A 22,022-nucleotide genomic window follows, 5' to 3' on the forward strand; every position below is an offset into this window, starting at 1 on the left:
ACGCTACTCACGCCGTCACCACTTCGTCAAGATGTAGATGCGTCGATTTCACGGGTGACGCGGGACGGTGGGCGCGAGGGCCCGTAGCCTCGTCCCATGACCGTTTTCGACGTCCAGATCGACGCCCTCACCGGCGGCCCGGCCGACCTTGGCCGCTACCGCGGCCGCGCCCTGCTCGTGGTCAATGTGGCCTCCCGCTGCGGCCTCACCCCGCAGTACGCGGGCCTTCAGGAACTCGCCGACACGTACGCCGGACGCGGGCTGACGGTGCTCGGGGTGCCGTGCAACCAGTTCGCCGGCCAGGAGCCGGGCAGTGCCGCCGAGATCGAGGAGTTCTGCCAGGTCAACTACGGCGTGACGTTCCCGCTGACGGAGAAGGTCGACGTCAACGGGCCGGACCGGCACCCGCTCTACGCGGAACTGGTGTCCACGCCGGACGCCGAGGGGCACACCGGCGACGTGCGCTGGAACTTCGAGAAGTTCCTCGTCGCGCCGGACGGCACGCCGGCCGCGCGGTTCGGCCCGCAGGTCACGCCCGAGGACCCCGAGCTGCGCGCGGCGATCGAGAAGGCCCTCCCGGCCTGACGGGCGCACCCGTCGCCGGGCACGGCGAAGCGGCACGCCCCCACGGGAGGCGTGCCGCTGCCGCGGACCGGGTCAGCCGGCGGCGGACCGGAAGACCGGGTAGTAGCCGCCGGACTGCCCGGCCGCCGTCGGGTGGTACGACTTGCTCAGGCTCAGCACGTTCAGCGCGTGCAGCCACTTCGTCCCGTAGCTGCACAGCTGGTGGCCGACGAAGATGGAACGCACGTCGGCGAAGGTGAAGCCGGCCGAGACGGCGGCCGTGCGGGTGATGTCGTCGAGCAGGTTGATGCCCTCGTTGATCTTCGCCCGGGACGTGGCGCTGAGACCGACGCAGGTGGTGCCGAGCTGGTAGAAGACCGGGTAGCCGACCACCACGACGCGGGCCGAGGGCGACCGGCTCTTGATGCCGTTGTAGACGTTGGCGAGCCGGCCCGGCATCGAGGTGCGGGCCACGTTCATGGCGGACTGCACGGCCGCCACGCACTGGGTCTCCCCCTGGAGCACGCAGGTGCTCATGATGTTGGCGAAGCCGACGTCGTTGCCGCCGACCGTCACGCTGACAAGCGTGGTGGTCGAGGAGAGCGCGGAGAGCTGGCTGTTGATGACGTCCGCCGTGGTGGCGCCGGAGCAGGCGACCGACCGGTACGACGCGGGCTTGATGTTGGTGTTGTAGAGCGCCGGGTAGGCGTTCGTGCTGCGTAGACAGTTACCGCTCTCGGATGTGTAGCTGTCGGCGCCGACGCCGGAGGCGTACGAGTCGCCGAGCGCGACGTAGCGGTCGGACGGGGCCGCCTGGGCGGGGGCGGCCAGAGACAGGGTGACCCCGACCGAGGCGGCCAGGGTCAGGGCGAGGGTGGCAAGACGGGATCTCCGCACGTCGCACTCCTGGGGGCGTGAAGTGGTGGTGAGAGATAGATATCAATAAGATCACGGCGCATGGAAGATCACCGATTTGCGGTCGGGCGCGCATAGCGACTTACGCCTACAAATCGTTGCCGGTTTCGCGGACCGGGATGAAGGATTGTTCCGCCGGGAACGTCAGGCGCATCGCCGGGTCGGCGGTCTCCCGGAAGCCCAGGGCACGGTAGAGCGGGCGACCGGCCGCCGAGGCTCGCAGATCGACCCGGCGCACACCCCGGTCCCGGAACCAGGCCAGCAGGGCGGTCAGGCAGGCTCGGCTGTGGCCGCGCCGCCGGTACGCCGGGTCGGTGCTGACGTTGAAGACGTACCCGACCAGGCCGCTCGGGTCGTCCGGCCCGCCGAGCCGCCGTTCCACAGCGCCCACCGCGCAGGCCGCCAGCGACGCGCCGTCCGGCGCGTCGACCACGAAGGCGGCGAGCCAGGGATCCGGTTCGGCCAGCCAGGTGCGCAGATTGTCCCGGGCGACGTCCTGCCAGCGGCCCGGCGGCGTCGGCACCCCGCTCATGCCGGCGAGCATCAGCCCGCGCAGCCGCACCAGCTCATCGGCGTCGGACGGCACCGCCCGGCGCGCGTCACCCACGGGCCGGCTCAGACCGGACGGCGGCCGGCGAACCCGCACTCGACCCGGTGGTACCACCGGATGTCGGTGTCCCCCTCCAGCCAGCACCAGAGCACCGCCCGGCCGTCGCGCTCACCGGGGAAGTCGAGCAGCACCGGGGCGATCCCCTTGACCGCAATGTCGTGCTGGTGGAACTCGTCCACCACGAGATGCAGGCGCGCCTCCAGCGCCTTCACCTCGGCCAGCCCGCCGAGCGCGCTGACACCGTGATCGGCCAGATCGACCCGCAGCTCGGCCAGGTCGGCCCGCAGCCGGATCAGCTCGTCGACGCGCGGCCGCAGCGTGGCCACCAGGTGTCGCGCCTGGGCGAGAGTGAACACCGGGCCAGTATGCGGCACGACCGGTGTCGTCCGGGTCACCGCTCACCCGCACGTCGACCGTCAGGGGCGGGACGAGACGGTGAGTGTGGAGTGGCCGCGGGAGACCAGACGACGCTGGCAGCCTCCCGCACCTCGGCCTGCCAGGCGCGCAGGGCCCGCTTGATGCGGTCGTTCTCGCCCCGGGCGTCGTCGAGCAGCCGGGTCCGCTCCCCCAGTTCGTGGACGAGCCGATGCAACAGCGCGTCGACGTCGTCGGTCCGGTAACCGCGCCGGCCCAGTGACGTGCGGGGCAGCTCGACGGCGCTGAGCCGGTCCGCGGTGAGCGGGCCGGCCAGCGCGTTGCGGCTGCGGTAGACGCCCATCAGACGCCGAACCCGTCCGGCAGGTGGATCCGCTCGGCCGGCACCCCGCCGGCGAGCAGCCGCAGCCGCGACCCGGCCACCATCAACGGTGGCCCGCACAGGTAGACCTCCTGACCGGGCCGCCAGTGGTCCAGCGCGACGGTGAGCGCGTCGCCCTGCTCTCCCGCCTCCGCCACCGGATCGTGCGAGAACGCGGGTACGACGGTCAGCCAGTCGTAGCCGCTCTGGAGCTTGTCCAGGCTGATCGGGTCGTAGAGGTCGGCGAAGGTGCGGGCGCCGACGACCACTGTGACCCGGCGACCGGCCGGCGCGGCGGCGACCTGCTCGACCAGGGCGCGCAGCGGCGCCAGCCCGGTGCCCCCGGCGACGAGCAGCAGGTCCGCATTCGACGCCGGATCGAGGGTCAGGCCGGTCGACCGGGGCGGACCGAGCCAGATCCGATCATCGGGCCGTACCCGGTGCACGAGCGTGCGGGAGACGGCGGCGACGGCACGGACGTGGAGTTCGACTGTGCCGTCGGCGCGCGGAGCGTTGGCCGGCGAGTACCAACGCCACCGGCCGGGCCAGCGTTCGGTGCAGACGGGCAGCGCCTGACCGGGCCGGAACGCCAGACGGCGCCAGGGGCGCACGGTCACCACGGCGACGCCGTCGGCCGCCCGGTCGTGGTCGATGACCTGCGCCGGCCACCAGGGCGGGCCGTCGTCGGCCTGGTCGACCGCACGGCTCACCGCCGCCGTGGCCCGCCGGGCGGCCCCAGCCCAAGCCGCCGCCAGCTCCGGTGTCCACCTCACCTGCCGGGTCACCGTCGCGACGAGCGCGGCCTCGACGGTGAGTAGGTGCGGCACCAGCCGGTAGCGGCGGCAGGCGCGGCCGAGGACGGTCAACAGTGCCGCCCGCCCGGCCGGGTCGTCGCCACCGCTGACCAGCCGGCCGAACGCGGCGAGGAACACCACCGCCTCTCGCTCCGGCAGCATCCCGGGGCAGCGGTCCTCGACCGCGCACCAGAAGTGGTCGGCTGCCTCGCGGGCGTACCGCATGGTGACGGACCACGACGCGACCAGGGCGGCGGTCACGAGCCGGTCTCGTCCGAGAAGGCCCGCCGGGCCGCTGTCACCGAGCCCGCCGGCACGTCGAGCGCCCAGAGCACCCCGGCCAGGTAATCGACCACGCGGCGGTGCTGCGCCTCGGTCAGGCCCAGGCCGCGCCACGCCCCGGCCACCGGCCGGGCGATATCGCCCGCCGGTACGCCGAGCGCCACCGTGAGAGTGAGCGCCAGGTGTCCAGCGAGCCGGGCCTGATCAACCCCGACGAGGTATGGCGCCAGCTCGCCGTCCGCCGTCACCAGCCGCAGCCACCGGGCCACCGCCTCGCGCACCGCCGCCGACCCGGGCCAGCTCTCCGTCGGGTACGCCCCGAGCCCGGTCACGCCCACGGCCAGGCGCCCGGGTCACCGGCGGCGACCAGCTCGTCCACGCGCACCTCGGTGAGCCCGGCCGCCCGTAGCGTGCTGCGGCCCCAGCGGGCCAGCCGGCACGGATGCGGAACCCGCTCACTGCGGCACAGTGGACCCGTCGGCCACTGCTCCGGCACATGCACCGCCACCGCGCGCACGGCCAGCGCCACGTCCTCGTCGCTGACCGGGGTGAACACCGGGAAATCGTCCAGCACCACCGCCATGAAGAGCCCTTCCGTCGAGAGTCGGAGCGGCACCGGGGCGGGCGGGGGGGGGGACGCGCTCGGGTGACGCCCCACCGGAGCGCAGCACCCGCCCCGGGCCATGCGTCCACCCTCGCCAGCTTGCGGCTCACGGGGTACGACTACGCTCTGCACTTGCGCTGTACCCGCTCTGAAGTCGAGCCGCTAAGCTGCTGGCGGCCGGTCTCGACGCACTCGGAGGCGAGCCAATGACGACCGTGCAGAAGTGGACCGGGCGGGAAACCCGGATGCTGCGGCACGCGCTGCGAATGAGCATCCGCGACTTCGCCGAACACCTCGGTGTCAGCGAGCGCACCGTCTCGAAGTGGGAGGCCGGCCGGGATGCGGTGCAACCTCGACCGGAGATGCAGGCCGCTCTCGACACCGCTCTGGTCAGAGCCAGCGATGAGGCGGTAGCCAGGTTCTGCCAGGCGACGGGCAACGAGTCTCCCGGCTCTGCTGCTTCGGTGACTTCCGGCTATCGCATCCAGTCCCACAAGTTCATCCCGGCGCACGTCGGCGGGGCTGCGGTACGGGAGTTGGCCACTTTGCCGCGGGTGAAGCCCCGCCCGCACGAGTGGCTGCACGTATGGACGACCGATGTGCCGCATCCAGACGGGCAGTGCACAGCGCACGTCTTCGCCTGCGGCGTGGTGGTGCTGCACCTCCAGCAGGAACTCACCTTCAGGAGGCTGGCGGAACTCGCCGCCTGGCGGTACGCCAGCTACGAGGACGACCTACCGTGGGCGGCCCGCCGGCTCGAGTGCCTGCTGTCGGATCAGCCCGACCAGCGAGCAGCAGCGCCGGAGTATGTGATGTCGATGTACCTTCCCGGAGAAATGGGATGCCGTCGCGAAGAGCTGAGCAACGCCGTCCGTTTGTTGAGTCTCCCGTCAGTGCTGGTGAACCGTCATGCAGCACCCCGGCCACAACCTGTTCCCGAGAACGTCGAGCGGACGTTGTTGACCAAGGGGTTCGACCAGCCCACTGCTGTTCCGTTCGGAATCGCCGGGGTATCCGTCGGCTTCGCGACCTGGTCCGGACTCGCCTATCACGCAATCTCGCCGGAACGAGCCCTTACCGCCGACGAACTGGTCTCGCTTGAGATCGACGTGCAGATGCTCTGGGCCTACTGCCGGCAGGTCCAGCGAGTGGTGGAGAACGGGCGAGACCCGGTGGTGCCTCACGGGTTCGGCTGGCGGTTCCTGAGAGCTGCCCACTCGCGACTCACCACCGCACGAGTGCAGGAGACCGCGCAGCACTGCATGATGCGTCAGGCAGCCGTGACAACCAGCGGCCTACCCGAGCGTCTGACGCAGGCCCAGGCGGCGCTTCGCGAAGCAGAGACGACGGTTGGCAGAGTCGGGGTATGAGCGGCAAGCGGGCGGCCCTGATCGTCATCGATATGCAGAACGGCTTCATCAACGACCGGAGCCGACATGTCATCCCGAAGGTTGTGGAACTGGTTGAACGGTGGGAGGCCACGGGCAGACCGATCGTCTTCACGCGCTACTACAACTATCCGGGCAGCCCTTTCGAAAGGCTGATCCACTGGACGCGAATGCAGCACTCGCCCGAGACAGAGATCGTGCCTGAACTGAGCCGACATGCTGCTCGGGCACACGTTCTCGACAAGCCCACTTACTCGTATTTCACGAGCGAGGGTGCGGACCTGGCCGCTCGGGAGGGCTGGACCGATCTCGTGTTCTGCGGGGTGGCCACCGAGAGTTGCGTCCTCAAGTCAGCGGTGGACGCTTTCGAGCGCGGCCTGACGCCATGGATGGTCACCGATGCGTCGGCCAGCCACGGCGGTCCGGCCGCACACGAGGCGGGCATTCTCGTGGCACGGCGTTTCGTCGGTGCCGGCCAGCTCATCGACATGAAGACAGTCAACGAGTTGTTCGATCATCGGTGATCGTACGACCGTCCACCACTACCGGTGGCCCAACCTTCCACCGGCCGGTGGAACCCTCGGAGACCCTGAAGGAAGGTAGGCGGCTGGCCACGCAAACCCGTGGGAAGTCAGCCTCCACCCATCCACCAGACAGCTGCTCCACCGGTCACGGGTCTCGTAGTGGCCTCCTCTGGCTCCATCCGCAGAGAGCCTTCGGTCGTCAACGGACGGCGAAGGCGCCAAAGCCGTCATAACACCCAAGTCACCGCTGTCCGCGCCGACCTCAAAGACTTCAGAAAATTCCCCACACTTCCCGGTCTTTCGAAACTTCGAGTTTCGCCTTCCAATCGAACCACACTCATGTCTGGCAGTTTTTGGACGACTCCTTGACAAGGAGGCCGCTATCCCACCAAGCACAGGTGGCACTCACGCTGGATGAACTGGTCGTGCGGAAAGGCTGCCCGTTATCGTAGACCTCAATCGTGCCGGACTGACCCTGAGAAGACCAATCCACCTCGACGCGCCAGTCAACGTCATACTTGGAAATCACAGATGAGACAACAAAGCTCTCGGCCTCATCAATGGCGACCTGATAGGGGAACTTCGCGGGATCCAGCCGAGCATTGCGTTCGCCACCTATTGATCCCGTTGTCTTGGACGTTACGGACGGCGGATTCTTGTCAAGATTGGCCTCCAGGTATCTGTACTCGAAGGGCTCGCCGCACTGTATATCCACAAGCGTCCCGATGAGGGGCGCCCTGCGAAGACCCACCACGACCACTCGGATGCGATCGATGACAACCTTGGCGTCCGAGACTCCTTGAATGGTAAGCAGCACTTCGTGCCTGTTGACACGCACCGCTCCCTGCTGCCGCGCCCAGGCGGGCCAGTCGATCCATCCGTCGTTGGACTGAGGAATTGGACGAGGAGCATCGGGCAGAACCCACCCCTCCCGGCAATACTCGTCAGACTGTTGAACGGCAACGGTTAGCGGCGGCGAAACGTCAGGAGTCGCAGTCGGTGCACCGGACGCCGAAACCCCGGATGATGGAGCCTGCGGCTGGTTGCCCGCCAGTAGATGAGGGACGATAGACGCAACGACGGCAGATACAGCAGTAATCGCAGCTGCCGCTACCGTACCAATCAGTGCGAGCTTAGCAATCTGACGATCGGATGAATGCGATTGATTCGACGAGGCCGGATTTCGCCTTCGCCTCATTGGCGGCATTACAACCTCTACATTCGTAGGATCCGTCGATCACACGCCATCAACCCCACTCCACTGGAGATGGTTCACCTGAACAGGCTGACGGCAGACTTAAGAGCTCCGACCGGCCTGCCGATCACCACAGCAGGGCTTCGTCGACACCTGCCACTTCAAAAGGCACGGATCATGTAAGCCAGAGAAGCCAGATCAGGCCGCCCCCTTCCTACTGCGGGGCAGGCGCAAGATCGACCTGTGTGTCTTGCAAGTCGACGGACGGTCCGTTGGGGACTCGACGCGCCACCCGACTTCCACAAGCCGCAGCATGCGAAACGCTCGTTGCAGACTCCTGACATTCCTCGATGAATCGATTAGCCATCGGAGACACCCCTACCGTCCTCGGTGCCTGCCGTCGCAGCTTGATTTAATCACCCGTAGTCCACAGTGGCGGTACGCCCAGCGGTCTGCACGCGCAACCTGACCGAAGGAGTGAGACGTAAGACCCAATCAGGCAGTGACCGACCACCTATCAGGATTGGACGCGTTCCGCCTCCTGCACGAACGTGTCGCTCCGGCGCGCGCCCATCCGGTCCAGTTCGTCCAGCACCGCCCCCACCCCGTCGGCGCCGACCAGCACTGTGACACGCAACCGGGCGGCGAGGGGCTGGTCCTGCCAGTAGCCACGCGGCAGCAGGCTCGCCTGCGGTGTGGTCGTCGCCACGGCGGCGTCGCTGACGATGACCGAGATCGCACCCGCGCGCAGCAGGGCGTCGCGCAGGTCGGCGCTGTTCGCCGCCGGGTCCGGCTCCAGCAACGCGGTGACCACCCGTACCCGCTGACCGGGCGGCACGGCCGGTTCGCCGGCTGGCGCCCCTGCGGTACGACGCCGGGGCGCGGCCGGCGCGGTCAGGCTGGTGACCCCGCCCAGGTGGTACGCGTCGGCGCCCTGTTGCACCTGGTCGAGGCGCTCCTGGGCGGCCGGCGGCACGCGCAGGCCGATCAGGGCCTGCACTCCGGCGGCGATCAGCCAGGTGAGGACGAAGGAGAACGCGACCACGCTCACCACGCCGACGATCTGGCGCCACAGCAGGCCGCCTCCGCCGCCGAGGAACAGCCCGTCGGCGCCGAGCGGGTTGACCCCGCGGTTGCCGAACAGGCCGAGCAGGAGTGTGCCGAGCATGCCGCCGACGAAGTGCACGGCGAGCACGTCGAGCGCGTCGTCGAGGCGCAGCAGGTACTTCAGCTTCAGCGCGAAGTGGCAGACCAGGCCGGCCAGCGCGCCGATCGCGACGGCCGACGCCGCGTTGACGTACCCGGCGGTCGGGGTGACCGTGGCCAGGCCCGCGACCGCGCCGGAGACCGCGCCCACGACGGTGCTGTGCCCGTCGGTGACGCGTTCCAGCGCCAGCCAGACGAGCATCGCCGCGGCGGCGGCGAGGTGCGTGTTGAGGACGGCCTGCGCGGCCAGGCCGTTGGCCTGGAGGCCGTCGCCGCCGTTGAAGCCGAACCAGCCGAACCAGAGGATGCCCGCGCCGACGATGGTCAGCGGGATCGAGTTCGGTGGCGCGGCGGTGTGCGGCCAGTCCCGGCGGCGACCGACGACGAGCAGGACGGCGAGGACGGCGGCGCCGGCGCTGGCGTGCACGACCAGCCCGCCGGCCCAGTCCTGGGTGCCGAACTTCGCCAGCCACCCGCCGGGGTGCCACAGCCAGTGCGCGATCGGCGCGTAGACCACTATCGACCAGACCGCGAGGAACAGCACCCAGCCGCCGAACTTGAGCCGGCCCGCTGTGGCGCCGGTGACGAGTGCCGGTGTGATCACCGCGAACATCATCTGGAACAGCACGAACGCCAGCGTCGGGATGGTGATCCGGCCGTCGACCACGTGCAGGTTGGGTGCGGGCGGCACCTTCAGGTCGGTGAGCCCGAACAGCTCCAGGTTGCCGAACAGCCCACTGCCGGCGTCGTCGCCGAAGGCGATGGTGTAGCCGACGAGCACCCAGGTCAGGCTGACCACGCCCAGCGCGATCATGTTCTGTTGCAGCATCGCCAGGACGTTGCGGGTGCGGACCATGCCGCCGTAGAACGCGGCGAGTCCCGGCGTCATGAACAGGACGAGGCCGGCGCAGACGAGCACCCAGGCGGTGTCACCCGCGTTCGGAGCGGACACGGTTTCCCTCCTTCTCTCGCAGGTGGACGGAGTCACGGACGGTGTGCAGCACGGTGTCTTTCACTCGTTCGTGGTTGGGCACCGGCGCGAAGTGCCGGTCCGGCAGCAGCAACAGCCAGGTGGCGATGTTGAACGGCCCGGTCAGCACCGGGATGCCCAGCGGCGTGAGCATCGTGGTCAGCGCCATCTGCACGACCAGCGTCAGCGCGATGCCGAACAGCGTGTAGACGGTCACCAGCGCGCCGGGACGGTGCGCGACGGTGCCCACCACGATCGCGGTCAGCACCGCGTTGAAGGCGAACAGCCCCTTGTCCAGCGACGCGCCGTCGGCGCCGAACCAGAGCGCCAGCAGTGTCGCGCCGACGGCGCCGATCACCGCGAACAGCGCCGACCACCGGGAGTTGATCAGCAGGGCGACGAGGATGAGCAGGCCGGTGACCCAGCTCTCGATCAGGTAGACCTGGGACACGCCCTTGAAGAACGTCGGGACGAGGCCCCAGTCGAACGTGCCGCCGGCCGACGATCCCTCACCGGGGAACTTCGGCGTCAGCTTCGTGAGCACCGTGAACCTGTCGAACTGGTACGCCGCCATCAGCAGGAACCACGTCGTGAGCACGAACGGGAACGTGTACGCGGTCAGGTTCCAGCGCTTGAAGACGGCGTTGAGGGCGAGCGTGACCACGACCGTGCCGATCGCGCCGAGCACGAGGTAGAGCCACATCAGCGGGCGCTGGTCGAGGAACGTGGGCACCGCGAGCCCGGTCAGCAGCGGGCTGAACCCGAACAGGCCCTTGCGCCAGCTGGACATGTCGACCCGCAGCGCCAGCGCGGTCGCGGTGCCCACGACCAGGCCGAGCACGCCGCCGCCGAACACCCGTGGTGTCCCGTTCTCGAACGCGCCCCAGGCGAGCGCGATCAGGATGAGCAGGCCGCTGAGCGGATTGTTCTGGAGCACCACCTGCGCGGCGCCGCGCAGGCAGGCGTCGACGAACCCGGCCGCCGGGTTCCGGTCGGCCAGGTGGCGCCAGCCACGTCCGATGTCGGCCATCTCGCTGCCCTCCTGGTCAACGCCAGCTGAAGACCGGCGGGAAGGTGCAGCCGGTCACCTCTTCGCGGGCGGCCACGCAGAACGCGCGGACCGCGGCGCGGACCGGCTCGGTCTCCTGCCCGAGCACCTTGAACACCAGGCCGGCGTCGTTCGGCAGCCGGCTCACAGCGGTGGCCAGCGGTGTCCGCTCGTCCCACACCGGTGTCGCGGTGCGCTCGAAGACCCTTGCCGCCCGGTCCGGGTCGGTGAGCAGCACGATGTTGCCGAAGACGTGGAAGCGGTCCATCATCCCGATCCGCGACACCGGGAAGCGGCCGGGAGTGATCACGAACTTCTCGACGAACAGCGGCCGTCCGTCGGGCCGTTCGGCACGCAGCGTGGTGGAAAACAGGTCGTACGCGAAGATCTCGCCGTCGCGGTAGTACTTGCGGCCGGGCTGGAGCACCTCGGCGTACAGCATTGTCGCGGTCTCCGGCAGCCGGACCACGGTGTCGGAGACGAACCGGCTGCGCCGGAACGGGATCACCGGCTCGGGCAGGAACTCCAGGTAGGCGTCGTCGGCCAGAGTGAAGCTCTGGGTCTGGGTGCCGTAGTTGGCGTCCATCTCCTGGATCTTGGTGGCGGCCTGGGTGACCAGGTGCGCCTGCGCGCCGGGCCCGAGGTCGACGTCGATGCGCAGCCGGTCGCCCTGGAGCACGCCGCCGGAGGTGGTGAGGATCATGACGCAGGGCAGGCCCGGCATCTCCTCGTCCCAGTACAGCGCGCGCTGCACCAGCAGCGGCGACTGCCGGTAGACGTCGCGCAGGATGGTCCGGTCCTCGCGCCGCTCGAACCCCAGCCGGAGGATGCCCACCTTGCCGTTCGCGGCGGCCGGCAGCTGCGCCGGCTGGTCCTGGTACGGCGCGAGTTCCCGGACGGAGTCCAGAGTGGTCATGCGAGGACTTCGGCGTCGAAGAGCGCGTTGCGGCGGACCAGGTCCACCAGGGCGTCGATGCCCTCGCCGGTCTTGCAGTTGGTGAACACGAACGGCTTGCCGCCGCGCATCAGCTCGGCGTCGCGGGCCATCACGTCCAGGTCGGCGTCGACGTACGGGGCCAGGTCGGTCTTGTTGATCACGAGGATGTCGGACTTGGAGATGCCCGGGCCGTTCTTGCGCGGGATCTTGTCGCCGGCCGCCACGTCGATCACGTAGATGAAGTAGTCGACGAGCGCGGGGCTGAAGGTGAGCGTGAGGTTGTCGCCGCCGCTCTCGATCAGCACGACGTCGCTGTCCGGGAACCGCGCCTCCATGTCCTCCACGGCGGCGAGGTTCATGCTGGGGTCCTCGCGAACAGCGGTGTGCGGGCAGGCACCCGTCTCCACGCCGACGATGCGTTCCTCCACCAGCACGCCGGTCAGGGCGCGGCGGACGTGCTTGGCGTCCTCGGTGGTGACCACGTCGTTGGTGATGACCAGGATGCGCAGGCCCTGCTCGACCAGGCGGGGCACGACGGCCTCGATGATGGCCGTCTTGCCGCTGCCCACCGGGCCGCCGACGCCGATCCGACTCGCTGATTTCATTTGTGAAAATGCCCTTCAGGTGGTGAGCGGGAGCGCTCAGCTCATGAACATCCGTACGTGTGCGTGCTGGTGCGCGCCGGCAAGCACGTCGAGGTGCGGTGCGAAGCTCTGCATGTCGTCGAGCCCGGCGGTCCGCACCTCCTCGTAGTCCTCGCCGACCCGCTCGTTGACCGCGAAGAGGATCGACTGGGTGTCGAGGTGGTCCACCCGCATCAGCCGGACCGCCGCGCCGAGCACCATGGAGGCCGCGCCGTACTGGTGGGCGGCGAACGCGTCCGCCTCAGCCACGCCGAGTTCGGCGAAGAGCACGCCGAGCGCGACCGGGTAGGTGACCGGGACTCCGGCGCCGCTCTCCGCGACCCGCTTGCGCAGCAGGGACTCCCCCACCACCCGTTCGGCGGCCTCGGCCAGCTTGCGCCCCATGCGGACCGTCATCGTCCGCGTCTCCTCATTGATCTTGCGCAGGTGTACGGCCTCGTCGGCCGCCCGGATCCGGTCGAGGTCACCGGCGCGGGCGGCGCGGTGCGCCACGAGCAGCGCCACCCCGTCACCGGTGGCGGCGGCACGGGTGACCGTACGCACGAACTCCTGCAACGTCGTCCGGTCGTGCACCGCGCCCTGCTCGACCGCCGTCTCCAGCCCGTTGGAGAAGGAGAAGGCGCCGACCGGGAAGACCGAGTCGCCGAACTGGAGCAGCTTCAGGGCCTCGATCACCGTGGACACCCCGGCCCTCAGTTCAGGTCGGCGGGCAGGTGCGTGTGCGGGGTCGAGTCGGCCCCGCCGAACAGGCGCCGCGACTCGTGCGGGGCCAGGTACGCGATGATCTCGGTGCCGGGAATGAACTCGTGGGTGAGACCGGTGAACGCGTGCGTGCGCATCACCGAGTCCATCACCTTGCGGTCCACTGTGAGCGGGACGTACATCTTGGTGCCCTTCACGACCGCCGGCCAGTGCTGGTTGCCGATCGCGTGGCCCAGTTCGACGGCCGAGCGGATCACCATGTCCATCGACTCGCCGTGCAGCGTGTCGAGGTGCACCACCATCACCTCGCCGAGCGCGATCCGGGCCACCACGGCGGTCGCTGTGGCGTCGTCCCAGGCCAGCACGTCGCCGTCGCGCAGCCGTACGCCGCGGGCCAGGGACAGCGCCAGCTCGGTGCCGAGGCTGGTGGTCCGGCGCAGCCGGCTCTTCTGGGCGTCCCACTGGTCGAGGACCAGGTCGTCGACCTTGGCCTCCCGGAGCCGCTCGGTCCAGGTCGGCTCGTTCACGTTGCCGAGTACCGTTTCGACGAGCATGTGTTCTCCTTTCACGCGACCCCGCCGCCGGCTCGGCCGGGAGCGGGCGCCGTGCCGGGTCAGCTGAAGAAGTAGAGCTGGCTGAGGGGGAGGTTCTTGGCCGCCGGCACCGTCGCGTGCACGCCGTCCATCTTCACGGCGAAGGTCTCCGGGTCGACCTCGAGCTTCGGCGTACGGTCGTTGCGCACCATGTCGCGCTTGGTCAGGTTGCGGCAGCCGTAGACCGGGATGACCTGCCGTTGCAGGCCCAACTGCTCGGCCACACCCGACTCGTGCGCGGCGCGGGACACGAACGTCACGCAGTTCTTGGCGACCTGCGAACCGGTGGCGCCGAACATGGGCCGGTAGTAGACCGGCTGCGGCGTGGGCAGCGAGGCGTTCGGATCGCCCATGATCGACCAGGCGATCATCCCGCCCTTGAGCACCATCTTGGGCTTCGTGCCGAAGAACGCGGGCTCCCAGAGGACGAGGTCGGCGAGCTTGCCCGGGCTGACCGAGCCGATGACGTGCGAGACGCCCTGGGTGATCGCCGGGTTGATGGTCATCTTGGCGACGTAGCGCAGGACCCGGAAGTTGTCGTTGGCGTCGGAGTCCTCGGCCAGCTTGCCGCGGACGTTCTTCATCTGCCCGGCGAGCTGGACGGTGCGCAGCCAGGTCTCGCCCACCCGGCCCATGGCCTGCGAGTCGCTCTGCATCATCGAGATGACGCCCTCGTCGAGGAGCACGTCCTCGGCGGCGATGGTCTCGGTGCGGATCCGGCTCTCCACGAAGGCGACGTCCGAGGGCACCTTCGGGTTGAAGTTGTGGCAGACCATGATCATGTCGTACAGCTCGGACTGGCTGTTGATGCCGTACGGCACGGTGGGCGTGGTCGAGGCGGGCAGGACGTTCATCTGGCCGGCCACCTTGATGATGTCCGGCGCGTGCCCGCCTCCGGCACCCTCGGTGTGAAAGGTGTGGATGGTCCGGCCCTCGAAGGCGGCGATGCTGTCCTCGATGTAGCCGCTCTCGTTGAGCGTGTCGGTGTGGATGCTGATCTGGACGTCGTACTCGTCGGCGACGGCCAGGCAGGACCGGATCACCGCGGGCGGCGCACCCCAGTCCTCGTGGATCTTGAAGCTGGGCACCCCGGCCATGATCTGCTCGACGAGCGGCGCCCGGCCGCTGCTGTTGCCCTTGCCCAGCAGGCCGATGTTGATCGGCAGGTCCTCGAAGGCCCGCATCATGTTCTGGATGTTCCACGGGCCGGGCGTGATGGTGACGCCGTTGGTGCTGTCGGTGGGCCCGGTGCCGCCGCCCCAGAGGGTGGTGACGCCGTTGCTGAGCGCGGCCCACACCTGCTGCGGGGTGACCAGGTGGACGTGCGCGTCGATGCCACCGGCGGTCAGGATCAGGTGCTCACCGGAGATCGCGTCGGTGCCCGGACCGGTCACCAGGCCGGGGGTCACCCCGTCCATGACGTTGGGGTTGCCGGCCTTGCCGATCCCGGCGATCCTGCCGTCCTTGATCCCCACGTCCGCCTTGACCACGCCGAGCAGCGCGTCGACGACTGTCACGTTGGTGATCACCAGGTCCACCACGCCCTCGGCGCTGGTGGCCTGGCTGGCACTGCCCATGCCGTCGCGCAGGGTCTTGCCGCCGCCGTACATGACCTCGTCACCGAGGACCCGCAGGTCCTTCTCGATCTCGATGTAGAGGTCGGTGTCACCCAGCCGGATCTGGTCGCCCGTGGTCGGGCCGTACATTCCGGCGTATTCCTGCCGTGAGATCTGACTCATGCGTTATCGCTCCAGCTCTGGCGCGTCTGAGAGTGGCCGGGCTACTTGCCCTTGCCCTTGCCTTGGTCCTGACCCTTGCCCTGGTCCTGCTGCTGCGACGTGGTCTTGAAGCCGCGCGTCTGGGCCTGGTGGAGCGCCTCGGCCCGGTCCGGCCGGTAGCCGGGGATCGGCCCGTCCCCGGTCCAGCCCTGGACCAGGCCGTTGAAGCCGTACACCCGCTGGGAACCGCCGTACGGGACGAGCTGGACGGTCTTGCGGTCGCCGGGCTCGAACCGGATCGAGGTGGTGGCCGGGATGTTCAGCCGCTTGCCGAACGCCGCCGGGCGGTCGAACTCCAGGAAACGGTTGGCCTCGAAGAAGTGGAAGTGGGAACCGACCTGGATGGGCCGGTCGCCGGTGTTGTGCACGACCACCTCGGTCACCGGCCGACCGGCATTGAGTTCCAGGGGTTGGTCGCTGAGCTTGTAGCCGCCGATGGGCCGAAGGTGCTTGGAGTTCGGTCCCGGGTGTTGCTTCGCCATGTCGCCCCCGCTCTGCCGGAGACCGTGGCCTCCGGTCGCTGCTCTACTGGATGGGTGAGTGGACGGTGATCAGCCGTGACCCGTCGGTGAAGACCGCTTCGACCTGGAGCATCGGGATCATGTCCGCCACGCCGGGGATCACGTCGTCCGCCGTGAGCACGTGGCTCGCGTCGTTCATGACCTCCTCGACGGTCTTGCCCTCACGCGCGCCTTCGAGCGCCGCGGCGCAGATCACCGCCACGGCCTCGGGGTGGTTGAGCTTGACCCCGCGCGCCTTGCGGGCGTTGGCCACCATCGCCAGCGAGTGAATCGTCAGCTTGTCGAATTCCTTCGGCGTGAGATGCACGTCGCGATCCCCCCTTCACGTACTTTCGGCTATGTCGTCACATTAGGAGGGGTTTGCCGGGAAAGCAGGCTTTCAGCAAGATCTCAGGACTCGGCGTGCGCCCGCTTGCGCTTGTCGTAGTCGGCGACCCACATCTGCTGGATCTGCTCCAGCGTCCGGCCCCTGGTCTCCGGCAGGTAGCGCCGGACGAACAGGAAGCCGAGCACGCACAGGCCGGCGAACAGCGCGAACACACCCGACCGGCCGAGCGCGTCGAGCAGGCTCAGGAAGAACTGCGTGATCAGGTACTCGGTGCCCCAGTGGGTCGCGGACGCGATCGCCACGCACCGGCCGCGGATCGGGCCGGGATAGATCTCGTTGATCACGGTCCACGCGGCCGGGCCGATCGACACGGCGTAGAAGGCGACGAAGAAGATCACGCCGACTAGCAGGAACAGGCCCGCGGTGGTGATCCCGCCGTCGCCGCGCCCGGCACCCGCGCCGAGGAAGCTGACGCTCACCACGGCGAGCGAGACGGCCATCCCGGCCAGGCCGACCAGCAGCAGCGGCCGGCGGCCGACGCGGTCCAGCAGGCCCACCGCGACGAGCGCGAACGCCGCGTCCACCGCGCCGATGGCCCAGGTGGTCGCGGAGAGCTGCGCCTCCGGGGTACGGAATCCGGCCGCCGCGAAGATCGAGTCGGCGTAGTAGATGATGCCGTTGATCCCGGTCGTCTGCTGGAACAGCGCCAGCCCCACACCCAGCGCGAGCGGACGCCGCCACTGCGGGGACAGCAGCTCCCGCCAGCTCGCCCTGCGACCGTGCAGGCTCTCCTCGATCTCGTGCAGGCGCTGCCCCACCCGGTGTTCGGGAACTGTCCGGCACAACGACTCCCGGGCACGGCGCCCGTCGCCCCGCTTGAGGTACCAGACCGCCGAGTCCGGCACCACCACGGTGACCAGGATCAGCGCCACGCCCAGCACGACAGCGGCGCCGAGCAGGTACCGCCACGACTCGCCGCCGGTGAACAGCTCGTCCGCCAGGTAGCCGATGAAGATCGCGAAGGTGGTCGAGAACTGGTAGACCGCGAGCAGGCCGCCGCGGATCCGTTCCGGCGCCGTCTCGGCCGCGAACATCGGCCCGGCGACCGAGGCCACGCCGATGCCCACCCCGAGGAGCAGCCGCGCGCCGAGCAGGGCGCCGATGGTCGGGGCCGCCGCCTGCACGATCGTACCGACGACGTACGCGCCGGCGGCCACCCACAGCGCGCCCCGCCGGCCGATCCGGTCGGCGAGGTGACCGCCGGCGAGCGCGCCGGCCAGTGCGCCGAGCGTCACCCAGCTCGCCGCCACCTCCACCTCGAAGGTGTCCACGTCGAACGTGCGCCGGATGTCGTGCAGCGCGCCGCTGATGACGCCCTGGTTGTAGCCGAAGAAGGCGCCGGAGAGGACGACGATCGACAGGATCGCCACGAGGTTGTGGCGGGGCGGCCGGTCGGCCGCGCGTCCGCTCGCCGCCATGTCACCCCGTCCGTCGGCGACCGCCCAGCGAAACGGTCGCAAACCTACATATGCGACATATAGTAGGTTCGCCGCAGCGGCCCGACGGCGAAACTCCGCGGCCGCTCCTGCACACGGACGGGGGAAGGGTGAACCGGTCGGCGCCGTACGGCTCCGCGGACTCCTACCGCGAGTTCCGCCACCCGATCGCGGCGCTCGTGCTCGCCGTCGTCACCGCCGGCGCGCTGGACGCGTTCGCGTTCCTGCGGTACGGCGCGTTCGTCGCCAACCAGTCCGGCAACGCCATCTTCCTCGGCATGGGACCGGCCGGTGGGCATCCCACCTGGCCGGTCTCGGCGGCGTCGATCGTCGCGTTCGCCACCGCCGCCGGACTGGTGAACCTGCTCCGCCGCCGGACCCGGCCGACGGCGGCGCCGCTCGTCGACATCGCGGTCACCGAGGCCGCCATGGTCGTCTGGACGGTGCTCAACCTGACGCTCGCGTACGGCCGGGAGGGCACGGCCGCGCGGGTGCTGCTCGCCGCGGCCGGCGCGATCGCCATGGGCAGCCTGACCACTGTGGCGACCCGTACCGCGGGCATCGCGACGCCGATCACCTACCAGTCGGACACCACGACGAAGACCGGTGAGCGGGCGGCCCGCTGGCTGTTCGGCCCCACCGCCGGCCGGGGCCGGGCCCGCCGGGGCACCCTGCTCGGGCTGCTCGCCCTGGTCAGCTACAGCGTCGGCGGCGCGGTCGGCACGCTCGCCCAGCACCGGCCCCGCTGGGTGCCGCTGTGGGGGACGCTCGCCCTGGCCGTACTGGTCCTGCTTCTCCGCCGGCACCGGCGGCCGGGACCGGCGTCGCGGCCCGGCTGAGCGTCAGTCGGCCTGGGCGGCGAGTTGCCGGGCCCGGTCCCGGGCCGCCTCCAGCGCTGCCAGCATGGCCGCGCGTACGCCGTGGTTCTCCAGCTCGCGGATCGCCGAGATGGTGGTGCCCGCAGGCGAGGTGACCGCCTCGCGCAGCTTCACCGGGTGCTCGCCGGAGTCACGCAGCATCACCGCCGAACCGATCGCGGTCTGCACGATCAGCTCGTGCGCCACCTGACGCGGCAGGCCGAGCAGGATGCCCGCGTCGATCATCGCCTCGACCAGCAGGTAGAAGTAGGCCGGACCGGAGCCGGAGAGCGCGGTGACCGCGTCCTGCTGCGACTCGGGCACCCGGACGGTCGAGCCGAGCGGGGAGAACATCTCCTCCGCCAGGGCCAGGTGCTCACCGGTCGCGTACGCGCCCGCCGAGATCGCGCTCATCGCCTCGTCGACCAGCGCCGGGGTGTTCGTCATGACCCGGACCACCGGGGTGCCCTCGGGCAGCCGGCGGTTGAAGAAGGCGGTCGGCAGGCCGGCGCAGAGCGAGATGACCAGCTTGCCGGCCGGCACCTTCGGGCCGATCTCGTCCAGCAGCGCGGCGGCGTCCTGCGGCTTGACCGACACCGCGAGCACCTCGGCCTCGGCCACCGCGGTGAGGTTGTCCACCACCCGTACGCCGTAACGGTCGGCCAGCTCCCGAGCCCGCGCCGGCCGGCGGGCGGTGGCGAGCAGCCGCTCCACCGGCCAGCCGGAACGCAGCAGCCCGGAGAGCATCAACTCACCGATCTTGCCGGCGCCGATCACCGCGACCGTGTGCACCTGGCGTGCCATCAGCCGTACCCCTCTTCCCGGGTCACGTGGGCACGGCGTGGCGGGCCGGGTCGCCGGCCCGCCACGCCCGTGCGCCGTCGATCAGCTGCCGAAGAAGACCTCGGCCTCGGCGTACCGCTCCAGCGGCACGGTCTTCAGCTCGCGGGTGGCGTCGGCGAGCGGGACGCGGACGATGTCCGTGCTCTGCATCGCGACCATCTTGCCCCAGTCGCCCTCGTGCGCGGCGTCGATCGCGTGGAGGCCGAGCCGGGTCGCCAGCACCCGGTCGAACGCGGTCGGGGTGCCGCCGCGCTGGATGTGGCCGAGCACCACGGTGCGCGCCTCCTTGCCGGTCTTCGCCTCCAGCTGCTCGGCCAGCCACTGGCCGATGCCGCCGAGGCGGACGTGACCGAACGCGTCCAGCTCCTGGTTGTGCAGGACCATCTGGCCGTCCAGCGGCTGCGCGCCCTCGGCGACCACGACGATCGGGGCGTACTGGTGCTGGAAGCGCTTCTCGACGTAGCCGGCGACCTGCTCGACGTCGAACTGCCGCTCCGGAAGCAGGATCACGTTGGCGCCGCCGGCGAGGCCGGCGTGCAGCGCGATCCAGCCGGCGTGCCGGCCCATGACCTCGACCACGAGCGTGCGGTGGTGGCTCTCCGCGGTGGTGTGCAGCCGGTCGATCGCCTCCATGGCGATGTTGACGGCGGTGTCGAAGCCGAACGTGTAGTCGGTCGCACCGAGGTCGTTGTCGATCGTCTTCGGCACACCGATGACGTTGACGCCCAGCTCGTGCAGCTTGGTGGCGACGCCGAGCGTGTCCTCGCCGCCGATCGCGATCAGCGCGTCCACGCCCTGGCCGGCAAGGTTGTCCTTGATCCGCTCCACGCCGTTCTCGATCTTGAACGGGTTGGTGCGGGACGAGCCGAGGATGGTGCCGCCGCGGGGCAGGATGCCGCGCACCTCGGCGATGCCGAGCGGCTTGGTCAGGCCCTCGAGCGGGCCCTTCCAGCCGTCCCGGAAGCCCACGAACTCGTGACCGTAGGTGGCGACGCCCTTGCGGACCACCGCCCGAATCACCGCATTGAGACCTGGGCAGTCGCCGCCGCCGGTGAGCACGCCGATACGCATGATCTGCTCATCCTCCTGGAGCATCAGGTGAAGCCCGGATAAGCCCCAGGATATGTGTCAGATCAGACCATCGGCGCCGTTGCCGGCCCGGGGCGGGCCGTCACTGCGCACTGTAGTCGGCGCAGGTGTACGCCGACACCGCACCCCGGGCCGTTCCGGACGGCGGACGGGCTACCCGTCAGTAGCTGACCTCGTGGTTCTCCCCCGCCTTCGGCGGCTTGCCGGTCACCGCCGCCTTGGCGAAGCCGAGCAGGTTGACCACGGTGCTGCCGGGCGAGTCCCAGTACTCCGCCGACCCGGCGTGCACCTTGATCAACGTGATCCCGGGCGTGTCCAGCCCGTCCGGGAACCACGCCTTGAGCAGCGGGTTCCACAGCTCCTTCGCCCGGCCGGCGTCCCACTCCTCGGTGGCGGTGCCGGCGACCGACACCCAGGCGTGGTGGCGCTGGTCGGAGAAACCGACGTTCACCTGCGGGTTCACCCGGATCTGCCGCACCTTCGCCGAGTCGGCGTACGCGAAGAACCACAGGTCGCCGTCGCACTCCGCCTCCTGCAGCCCCATCGGGCGGCTGACCAGACGCCCGTCCACGCCGGTGGTGGTGAGCAGGCAGATCCGGGCGTCCCGGATCAGCTCGGTGACCCGGCGGCGGGCGTCCGCGGCGTTGGTCGGCTCATTGCTCATGGGGCACTCCTGTCTCGGATCGGCGCAGATGCCGCTCCCGTGCCCTGGGCGGAACCGGTCAAACCTCCCGCGCCGTCATCGCCCGCCACCGCGCCAGGTTGTGCCGGGCGTCGACGAGCGCGTCGTGCCGGTCGGCCTCGGCGTCCGGCAGCCGGGGGCGGCCCCGGTCGTCCCAGAGCTGGCGCAGTTCCTTGGTGAAGCGGGGGATCTCCCGGGGCAGCGCCGGCATCGCGCCCCAGAGCTGGGCCAGCACGACGTGGTCGTACGCGGCGTACCAGGCCCACAGCTCCAGCTGCTCGCCCGGCCGGTCCCGCACCGGCTCCAGCAGGAACTCGTGCAGGTCGTCGCGGATGCGCTCCCGGGAGCGCCAGGCCCGGTCGGCCGGCGAGGGCAGCTTGTCCAGCACGTTGCGCCGCACCCAGGGCACCGCCCGGGAGTCGTCGAACTCGGTGGAGACCGCGTAGAACTCGCGGCCGTACTCGTCGACGACGCCGATCGACACCAGGTCGACGATGCGGCCGTCCTCGATGAATTCGCAGTCGTAGAAATAGCGGTAAACCATCGCCCCCATCCTCGCCCATCACCGGCACGGGCCGGTCGCCGGGGCGTCCACCGAGGTCGGCGGGCGTGCCGGCGACGGCCGGGCATGGTCACGGAAGTGTTTCCGGGGGTGTACAGCACGCGACGGGACCGTCATGATCTGATGTGTACCGCCGTCGGGCGCCGAACCGGTT

Annotated in this window: 26 protein-coding genes; 4 read left to right on the forward strand and 22 right to left on the reverse strand. The window is 69.9% G+C overall.

Going from position 1 to position 22,022, the window contains the following annotated elements:
- Positions 1 to 96: 96 nt before the first annotated feature.
- Complete coding sequence (locus F8279_RS10935; RefSeq protein ID WP_151499857.1) at positions 97 to 585, forward strand: glutathione peroxidase; 489 nt, start codon at positions 97 to 99, stop codon at positions 583 to 585.
- A 72-nt stretch (positions 586 to 657) separates the two neighbouring features.
- Here the strand turns inward: F8279_RS10935 and F8279_RS10940 are convergent, their stop codons facing one another.
- From F8279_RS10940 to F8279_RS10970, 7 genes are all read right to left on the reverse strand, one after another.
- On the reverse strand, positions 658 to 1,461 hold the full coding sequence (locus F8279_RS10940) for an SGNH/GDSL hydrolase family protein (RefSeq protein WP_091420901.1): 804 nt from the start codon (positions 1,459 to 1,461) through the stop codon (positions 658 to 660).
- 106 nt (positions 1,462 to 1,567) lie between these two features.
- Positions 1,568 to 2,086 carry a GNAT family N-acetyltransferase gene (locus tag F8279_RS10945; RefSeq protein ID WP_151499858.1) on the reverse strand — a complete coding sequence of 173 codons (519 nt, stop codon included), beginning with the start codon at positions 2,084 to 2,086 and terminating at the stop codon, positions 1,568 to 1,570.
- Between the two features lie 8 nt (positions 2,087 to 2,094).
- Positions 2,095 to 2,445 (reverse strand): DUF2203 domain-containing protein, encoded by a 351-nt coding sequence (locus F8279_RS10950; RefSeq protein ID WP_036342567.1) that lies wholly within the window; start codon positions 2,443 to 2,445, stop codon positions 2,095 to 2,097.
- Between the two features lie 35 nt (positions 2,446 to 2,480).
- Entirely contained in the window at positions 2,481 to 2,807 is a 327-nt protein-coding gene (locus tag F8279_RS10955) for a DivIVA domain-containing protein (RefSeq protein ID WP_151499859.1), read from the reverse strand.
- Entirely contained in the window at positions 2,807 to 3,880 is a 1,074-nt protein-coding gene (locus tag F8279_RS10960) for an oxidoreductase (RefSeq protein ID WP_225853222.1), read from the reverse strand. Before F8279_RS10960 ends, F8279_RS10955 begins: the two co-directional genes overlap by 1 nt.
- Entirely contained in the window at positions 3,877 to 4,233 is a 357-nt protein-coding gene (locus tag F8279_RS10965; RefSeq protein WP_151499879.1) for a hypothetical protein, read from the reverse strand. The genes F8279_RS10960 and F8279_RS10965 overlap by 4 nt, the downstream gene beginning before the upstream one ends.
- Complete coding sequence (locus F8279_RS10970; RefSeq protein ID WP_151499860.1) at positions 4,230 to 4,484, reverse strand: hypothetical protein; 255 nt, start codon at positions 4,482 to 4,484, stop codon at positions 4,230 to 4,232. The genes F8279_RS10965 and F8279_RS10970 overlap by 4 nt, the downstream gene beginning before the upstream one ends.
- A gap of 227 nt (positions 4,485 to 4,711) precedes the next feature.
- On the opposite strand from F8279_RS10970, the gene F8279_RS10975 reads away from it, so the two are divergent.
- Both F8279_RS10975 and F8279_RS10980 read left to right on the forward strand, forming a co-directional pair.
- Positions 4,712 to 5,875 carry a DNA-binding transcriptional regulator gene (locus F8279_RS10975; protein ID WP_151499861.1) on the forward strand — a complete coding sequence of 388 codons (1,164 nt, stop codon included), beginning with the start codon at positions 4,712 to 4,714 and terminating at the stop codon, positions 5,873 to 5,875.
- Positions 5,872 to 6,417, forward strand: coding sequence for an isochorismatase family cysteine hydrolase (locus F8279_RS10980; protein WP_151499862.1), 546 nt, complete (start codon positions 5,872 to 5,874; stop codon positions 6,415 to 6,417). Before F8279_RS10975 ends, F8279_RS10980 begins: the two co-directional genes overlap by 4 nt.
- Positions 6,418 to 6,754: 337 nt before the next feature.
- Here F8279_RS10980 and F8279_RS10985 read toward each other — a convergent pair whose 3' ends face one another.
- The 11 genes from F8279_RS10985 to F8279_RS11035 all read right to left on the reverse strand — a co-directional run bounded on the left by F8279_RS10985 (position 6,755) and on the right by F8279_RS11035 (position 17,817).
- Positions 6,755 to 7,255, reverse strand: a complete 501-nt coding sequence (locus tag F8279_RS10985; RefSeq protein ID WP_151499863.1) for a hypothetical protein — start codon at positions 7,253 to 7,255, stop codon at positions 6,755 to 6,757.
- A gap of 874 nt (positions 7,256 to 8,129) precedes the next feature.
- On the reverse strand, positions 8,130 to 9,770 hold the full coding sequence (locus tag F8279_RS10990) for an ammonium transporter (protein ID WP_151499864.1): 1,641 nt from the start codon (positions 9,768 to 9,770) through the stop codon (positions 8,130 to 8,132).
- Positions 9,748 to 10,818, reverse strand: a complete 1,071-nt coding sequence (yut, locus tag F8279_RS10995; RefSeq protein ID WP_151499865.1) for an urea transporter — start codon at positions 10,816 to 10,818, stop codon at positions 9,748 to 9,750. The genes F8279_RS10990 and yut overlap by 23 nt, the downstream gene beginning before the upstream one ends.
- Before the next feature lie 16 nt (positions 10,819 to 10,834).
- Complete coding sequence (locus F8279_RS11000) at positions 10,835 to 11,752, reverse strand: urease accessory protein UreD (RefSeq protein ID WP_151499866.1); 918 nt, start codon at positions 11,750 to 11,752, stop codon at positions 10,835 to 10,837.
- A complete protein-coding gene (gene ureG, locus F8279_RS11005) occupies positions 11,749 to 12,378 on the reverse strand; it encodes an urease accessory protein UreG (protein WP_091420925.1) in 630 nt (209 codons plus the stop codon). The genes F8279_RS11000 and ureG overlap by 4 nt, the downstream gene beginning before the upstream one ends.
- A 36-nt stretch (positions 12,379 to 12,414) precedes the next feature.
- The gene (locus tag F8279_RS11010; RefSeq protein WP_225853223.1) at positions 12,415 to 13,092 is read right to left on the reverse strand and encodes an urease accessory protein UreF; all 678 of its coding nucleotides are present in this window, start codon (positions 13,090 to 13,092) and stop codon (positions 12,415 to 12,417) included.
- A gap of 17 nt (positions 13,093 to 13,109) precedes the next feature.
- Entirely contained in the window at positions 13,110 to 13,673 is a 564-nt protein-coding gene (gene ureE / locus F8279_RS11015) for an urease accessory protein UreE (RefSeq protein WP_151499868.1), read from the reverse strand.
- Positions 13,674 to 13,732: 59 nt separating this feature from the next.
- Entirely contained in the window at positions 13,733 to 15,451 is a 1,719-nt protein-coding gene (locus F8279_RS11020; protein ID WP_151499869.1) for an urease subunit alpha, read from the reverse strand.
- A 41-nt stretch (positions 15,452 to 15,492) separates the two neighbouring features.
- The gene (locus F8279_RS11025; RefSeq protein WP_151499870.1) at positions 15,493 to 15,972 is read right to left on the reverse strand and encodes an urease subunit beta; all 480 of its coding nucleotides are present in this window, start codon (positions 15,970 to 15,972) and stop codon (positions 15,493 to 15,495) included.
- A 43-nt stretch (positions 15,973 to 16,015) separates the two neighbouring features.
- A complete protein-coding gene (locus F8279_RS11030) occupies positions 16,016 to 16,318 on the reverse strand; it encodes an urease subunit gamma (RefSeq protein ID WP_013287657.1) in 303 nt (100 codons plus the stop codon).
- Positions 16,319 to 16,401: 83 nt separating this feature from the next.
- Entirely contained in the window at positions 16,402 to 17,817 is a 1,416-nt protein-coding gene (locus F8279_RS11035) for a sugar porter family MFS transporter (RefSeq protein ID WP_151499871.1), read from the reverse strand.
- 128 nt (positions 17,818 to 17,945) lie between these two features.
- Between F8279_RS11035 and F8279_RS11040 the strand changes: the two genes are divergently transcribed.
- Entirely contained in the window at positions 17,946 to 18,674 is a 729-nt protein-coding gene (locus tag F8279_RS11040) for a YoaK family protein (protein ID WP_225853224.1), read from the forward strand.
- Between the two features lie 3 nt (positions 18,675 to 18,677).
- On the opposite strand, the gene proC is transcribed toward F8279_RS11040, so the two are convergent.
- The 4 genes from proC to F8279_RS11060 form a co-directional block, all read right to left on the reverse strand.
- Complete coding sequence (proC, locus tag F8279_RS11045) at positions 18,678 to 19,496, reverse strand: pyrroline-5-carboxylate reductase (RefSeq protein ID WP_091420946.1); 819 nt, start codon at positions 19,494 to 19,496, stop codon at positions 18,678 to 18,680.
- 81 nt (positions 19,497 to 19,577) lie between these two features.
- Positions 19,578 to 20,606 carry a 6-phosphofructokinase gene (locus tag F8279_RS11050; RefSeq protein WP_091421978.1) on the reverse strand — a complete coding sequence of 343 codons (1,029 nt, stop codon included), beginning with the start codon at positions 20,604 to 20,606 and terminating at the stop codon, positions 19,578 to 19,580.
- Between the two features lie 178 nt (positions 20,607 to 20,784).
- Positions 20,785 to 21,288 (reverse strand): pyridoxamine 5'-phosphate oxidase family protein, encoded by a 504-nt coding sequence (locus tag F8279_RS11055; RefSeq protein ID WP_151499873.1) that lies wholly within the window; start codon positions 21,286 to 21,288, stop codon positions 20,785 to 20,787.
- 58 nt (positions 21,289 to 21,346) lie between these two features.
- On the reverse strand, positions 21,347 to 21,850 hold the full coding sequence (locus F8279_RS11060) for a polyadenylate-specific 3'-exoribonuclease AS (RefSeq protein ID WP_091420952.1): 504 nt from the start codon (positions 21,848 to 21,850) through the stop codon (positions 21,347 to 21,349).
- Positions 21,851 to 22,022: the final 172 nt, after the last annotated feature.

The sequence above is a fragment of the Micromonospora sp. AMSO1212t genome (assembly GCF_008868145.1).
Classification (GTDB): domain Bacteria; phylum Actinomycetota; class Actinomycetes; order Mycobacteriales; family Micromonosporaceae; genus Micromonospora; species Micromonospora tulbaghiae.

Coding starts and splice junctions, on each gene's coding strand:
- ureG (WP_091420925.1), bottom strand. CDS start 12,378: ATGAAATCAGCGAGTCGGATCGGCGTCGGCGGCCCGGTGGGCAGCGGC.
- F8279_RS11035 (WP_151499871.1), bottom strand. CDS start 17,817: ATGGCGGCGAGCGGACGCGCGGCCGACCGGCCGCCCCGCCACAACCTC.
- F8279_RS10970 (WP_151499860.1), bottom strand. CDS start 4,484: ATGGCGGTGGTGCTGGACGATTTCCCGGTGTTCACCCCGGTCAGCGAC.
- yut (WP_151499865.1), bottom strand. CDS start 10,818: ATGGCCGACATCGGACGTGGCTGGCGCCACCTGGCCGACCGGAACCCG.
- F8279_RS11050 (WP_091421978.1), bottom strand. CDS start 20,606: ATGCGTATCGGCGTGCTCACCGGCGGCGGCGACTGCCCAGGTCTCAAT.
- F8279_RS10955 (WP_151499859.1), bottom strand. CDS start 2,807: ATGGGCGTCTACCGCAGCCGCAACGCGCTGGCCGGCCCGCTCACCGCG.
- ureE (WP_151499868.1), bottom strand. CDS start 13,673: ATGCTCGTCGAAACGGTACTCGGCAACGTGAACGAGCCGACCTGGACC.
- F8279_RS11055 (WP_151499873.1), bottom strand. CDS start 21,288: ATGAGCAATGAGCCGACCAACGCCGCGGACGCCCGCCGCCGGGTCACC.
- proC (WP_091420946.1), bottom strand. CDS start 19,496: ATGGCACGCCAGGTGCACACGGTCGCGGTGATCGGCGCCGGCAAGATC.
- F8279_RS10980 (WP_151499862.1), top strand. CDS start 5,872: ATGAGCGGCAAGCGGGCGGCCCTGATCGTCATCGATATGCAGAACGGC.
- F8279_RS10935 (WP_151499857.1), top strand. CDS start 97: ATGACCGTTTTCGACGTCCAGATCGACGCCCTCACCGGCGGCCCGGCC.
- F8279_RS11060 (WP_091420952.1), bottom strand. CDS start 21,850: ATGGTTTACCGCTATTTCTACGACTGCGAATTCATCGAGGACGGCCGC.
- F8279_RS11020 (WP_151499869.1), bottom strand. CDS start 15,451: ATGAGTCAGATCTCACGGCAGGAATACGCCGGAATGTACGGCCCGACC.
- F8279_RS11000 (WP_151499866.1), bottom strand. CDS start 11,752: ATGACCACTCTGGACTCCGTCCGGGAACTCGCGCCGTACCAGGACCAG.
- F8279_RS10975 (WP_151499861.1), top strand. CDS start 4,712: ATGACGACCGTGCAGAAGTGGACCGGGCGGGAAACCCGGATGCTGCGG.
- F8279_RS11025 (WP_151499870.1), bottom strand. CDS start 15,972: ATGGCGAAGCAACACCCGGGACCGAACTCCAAGCACCTTCGGCCCATC.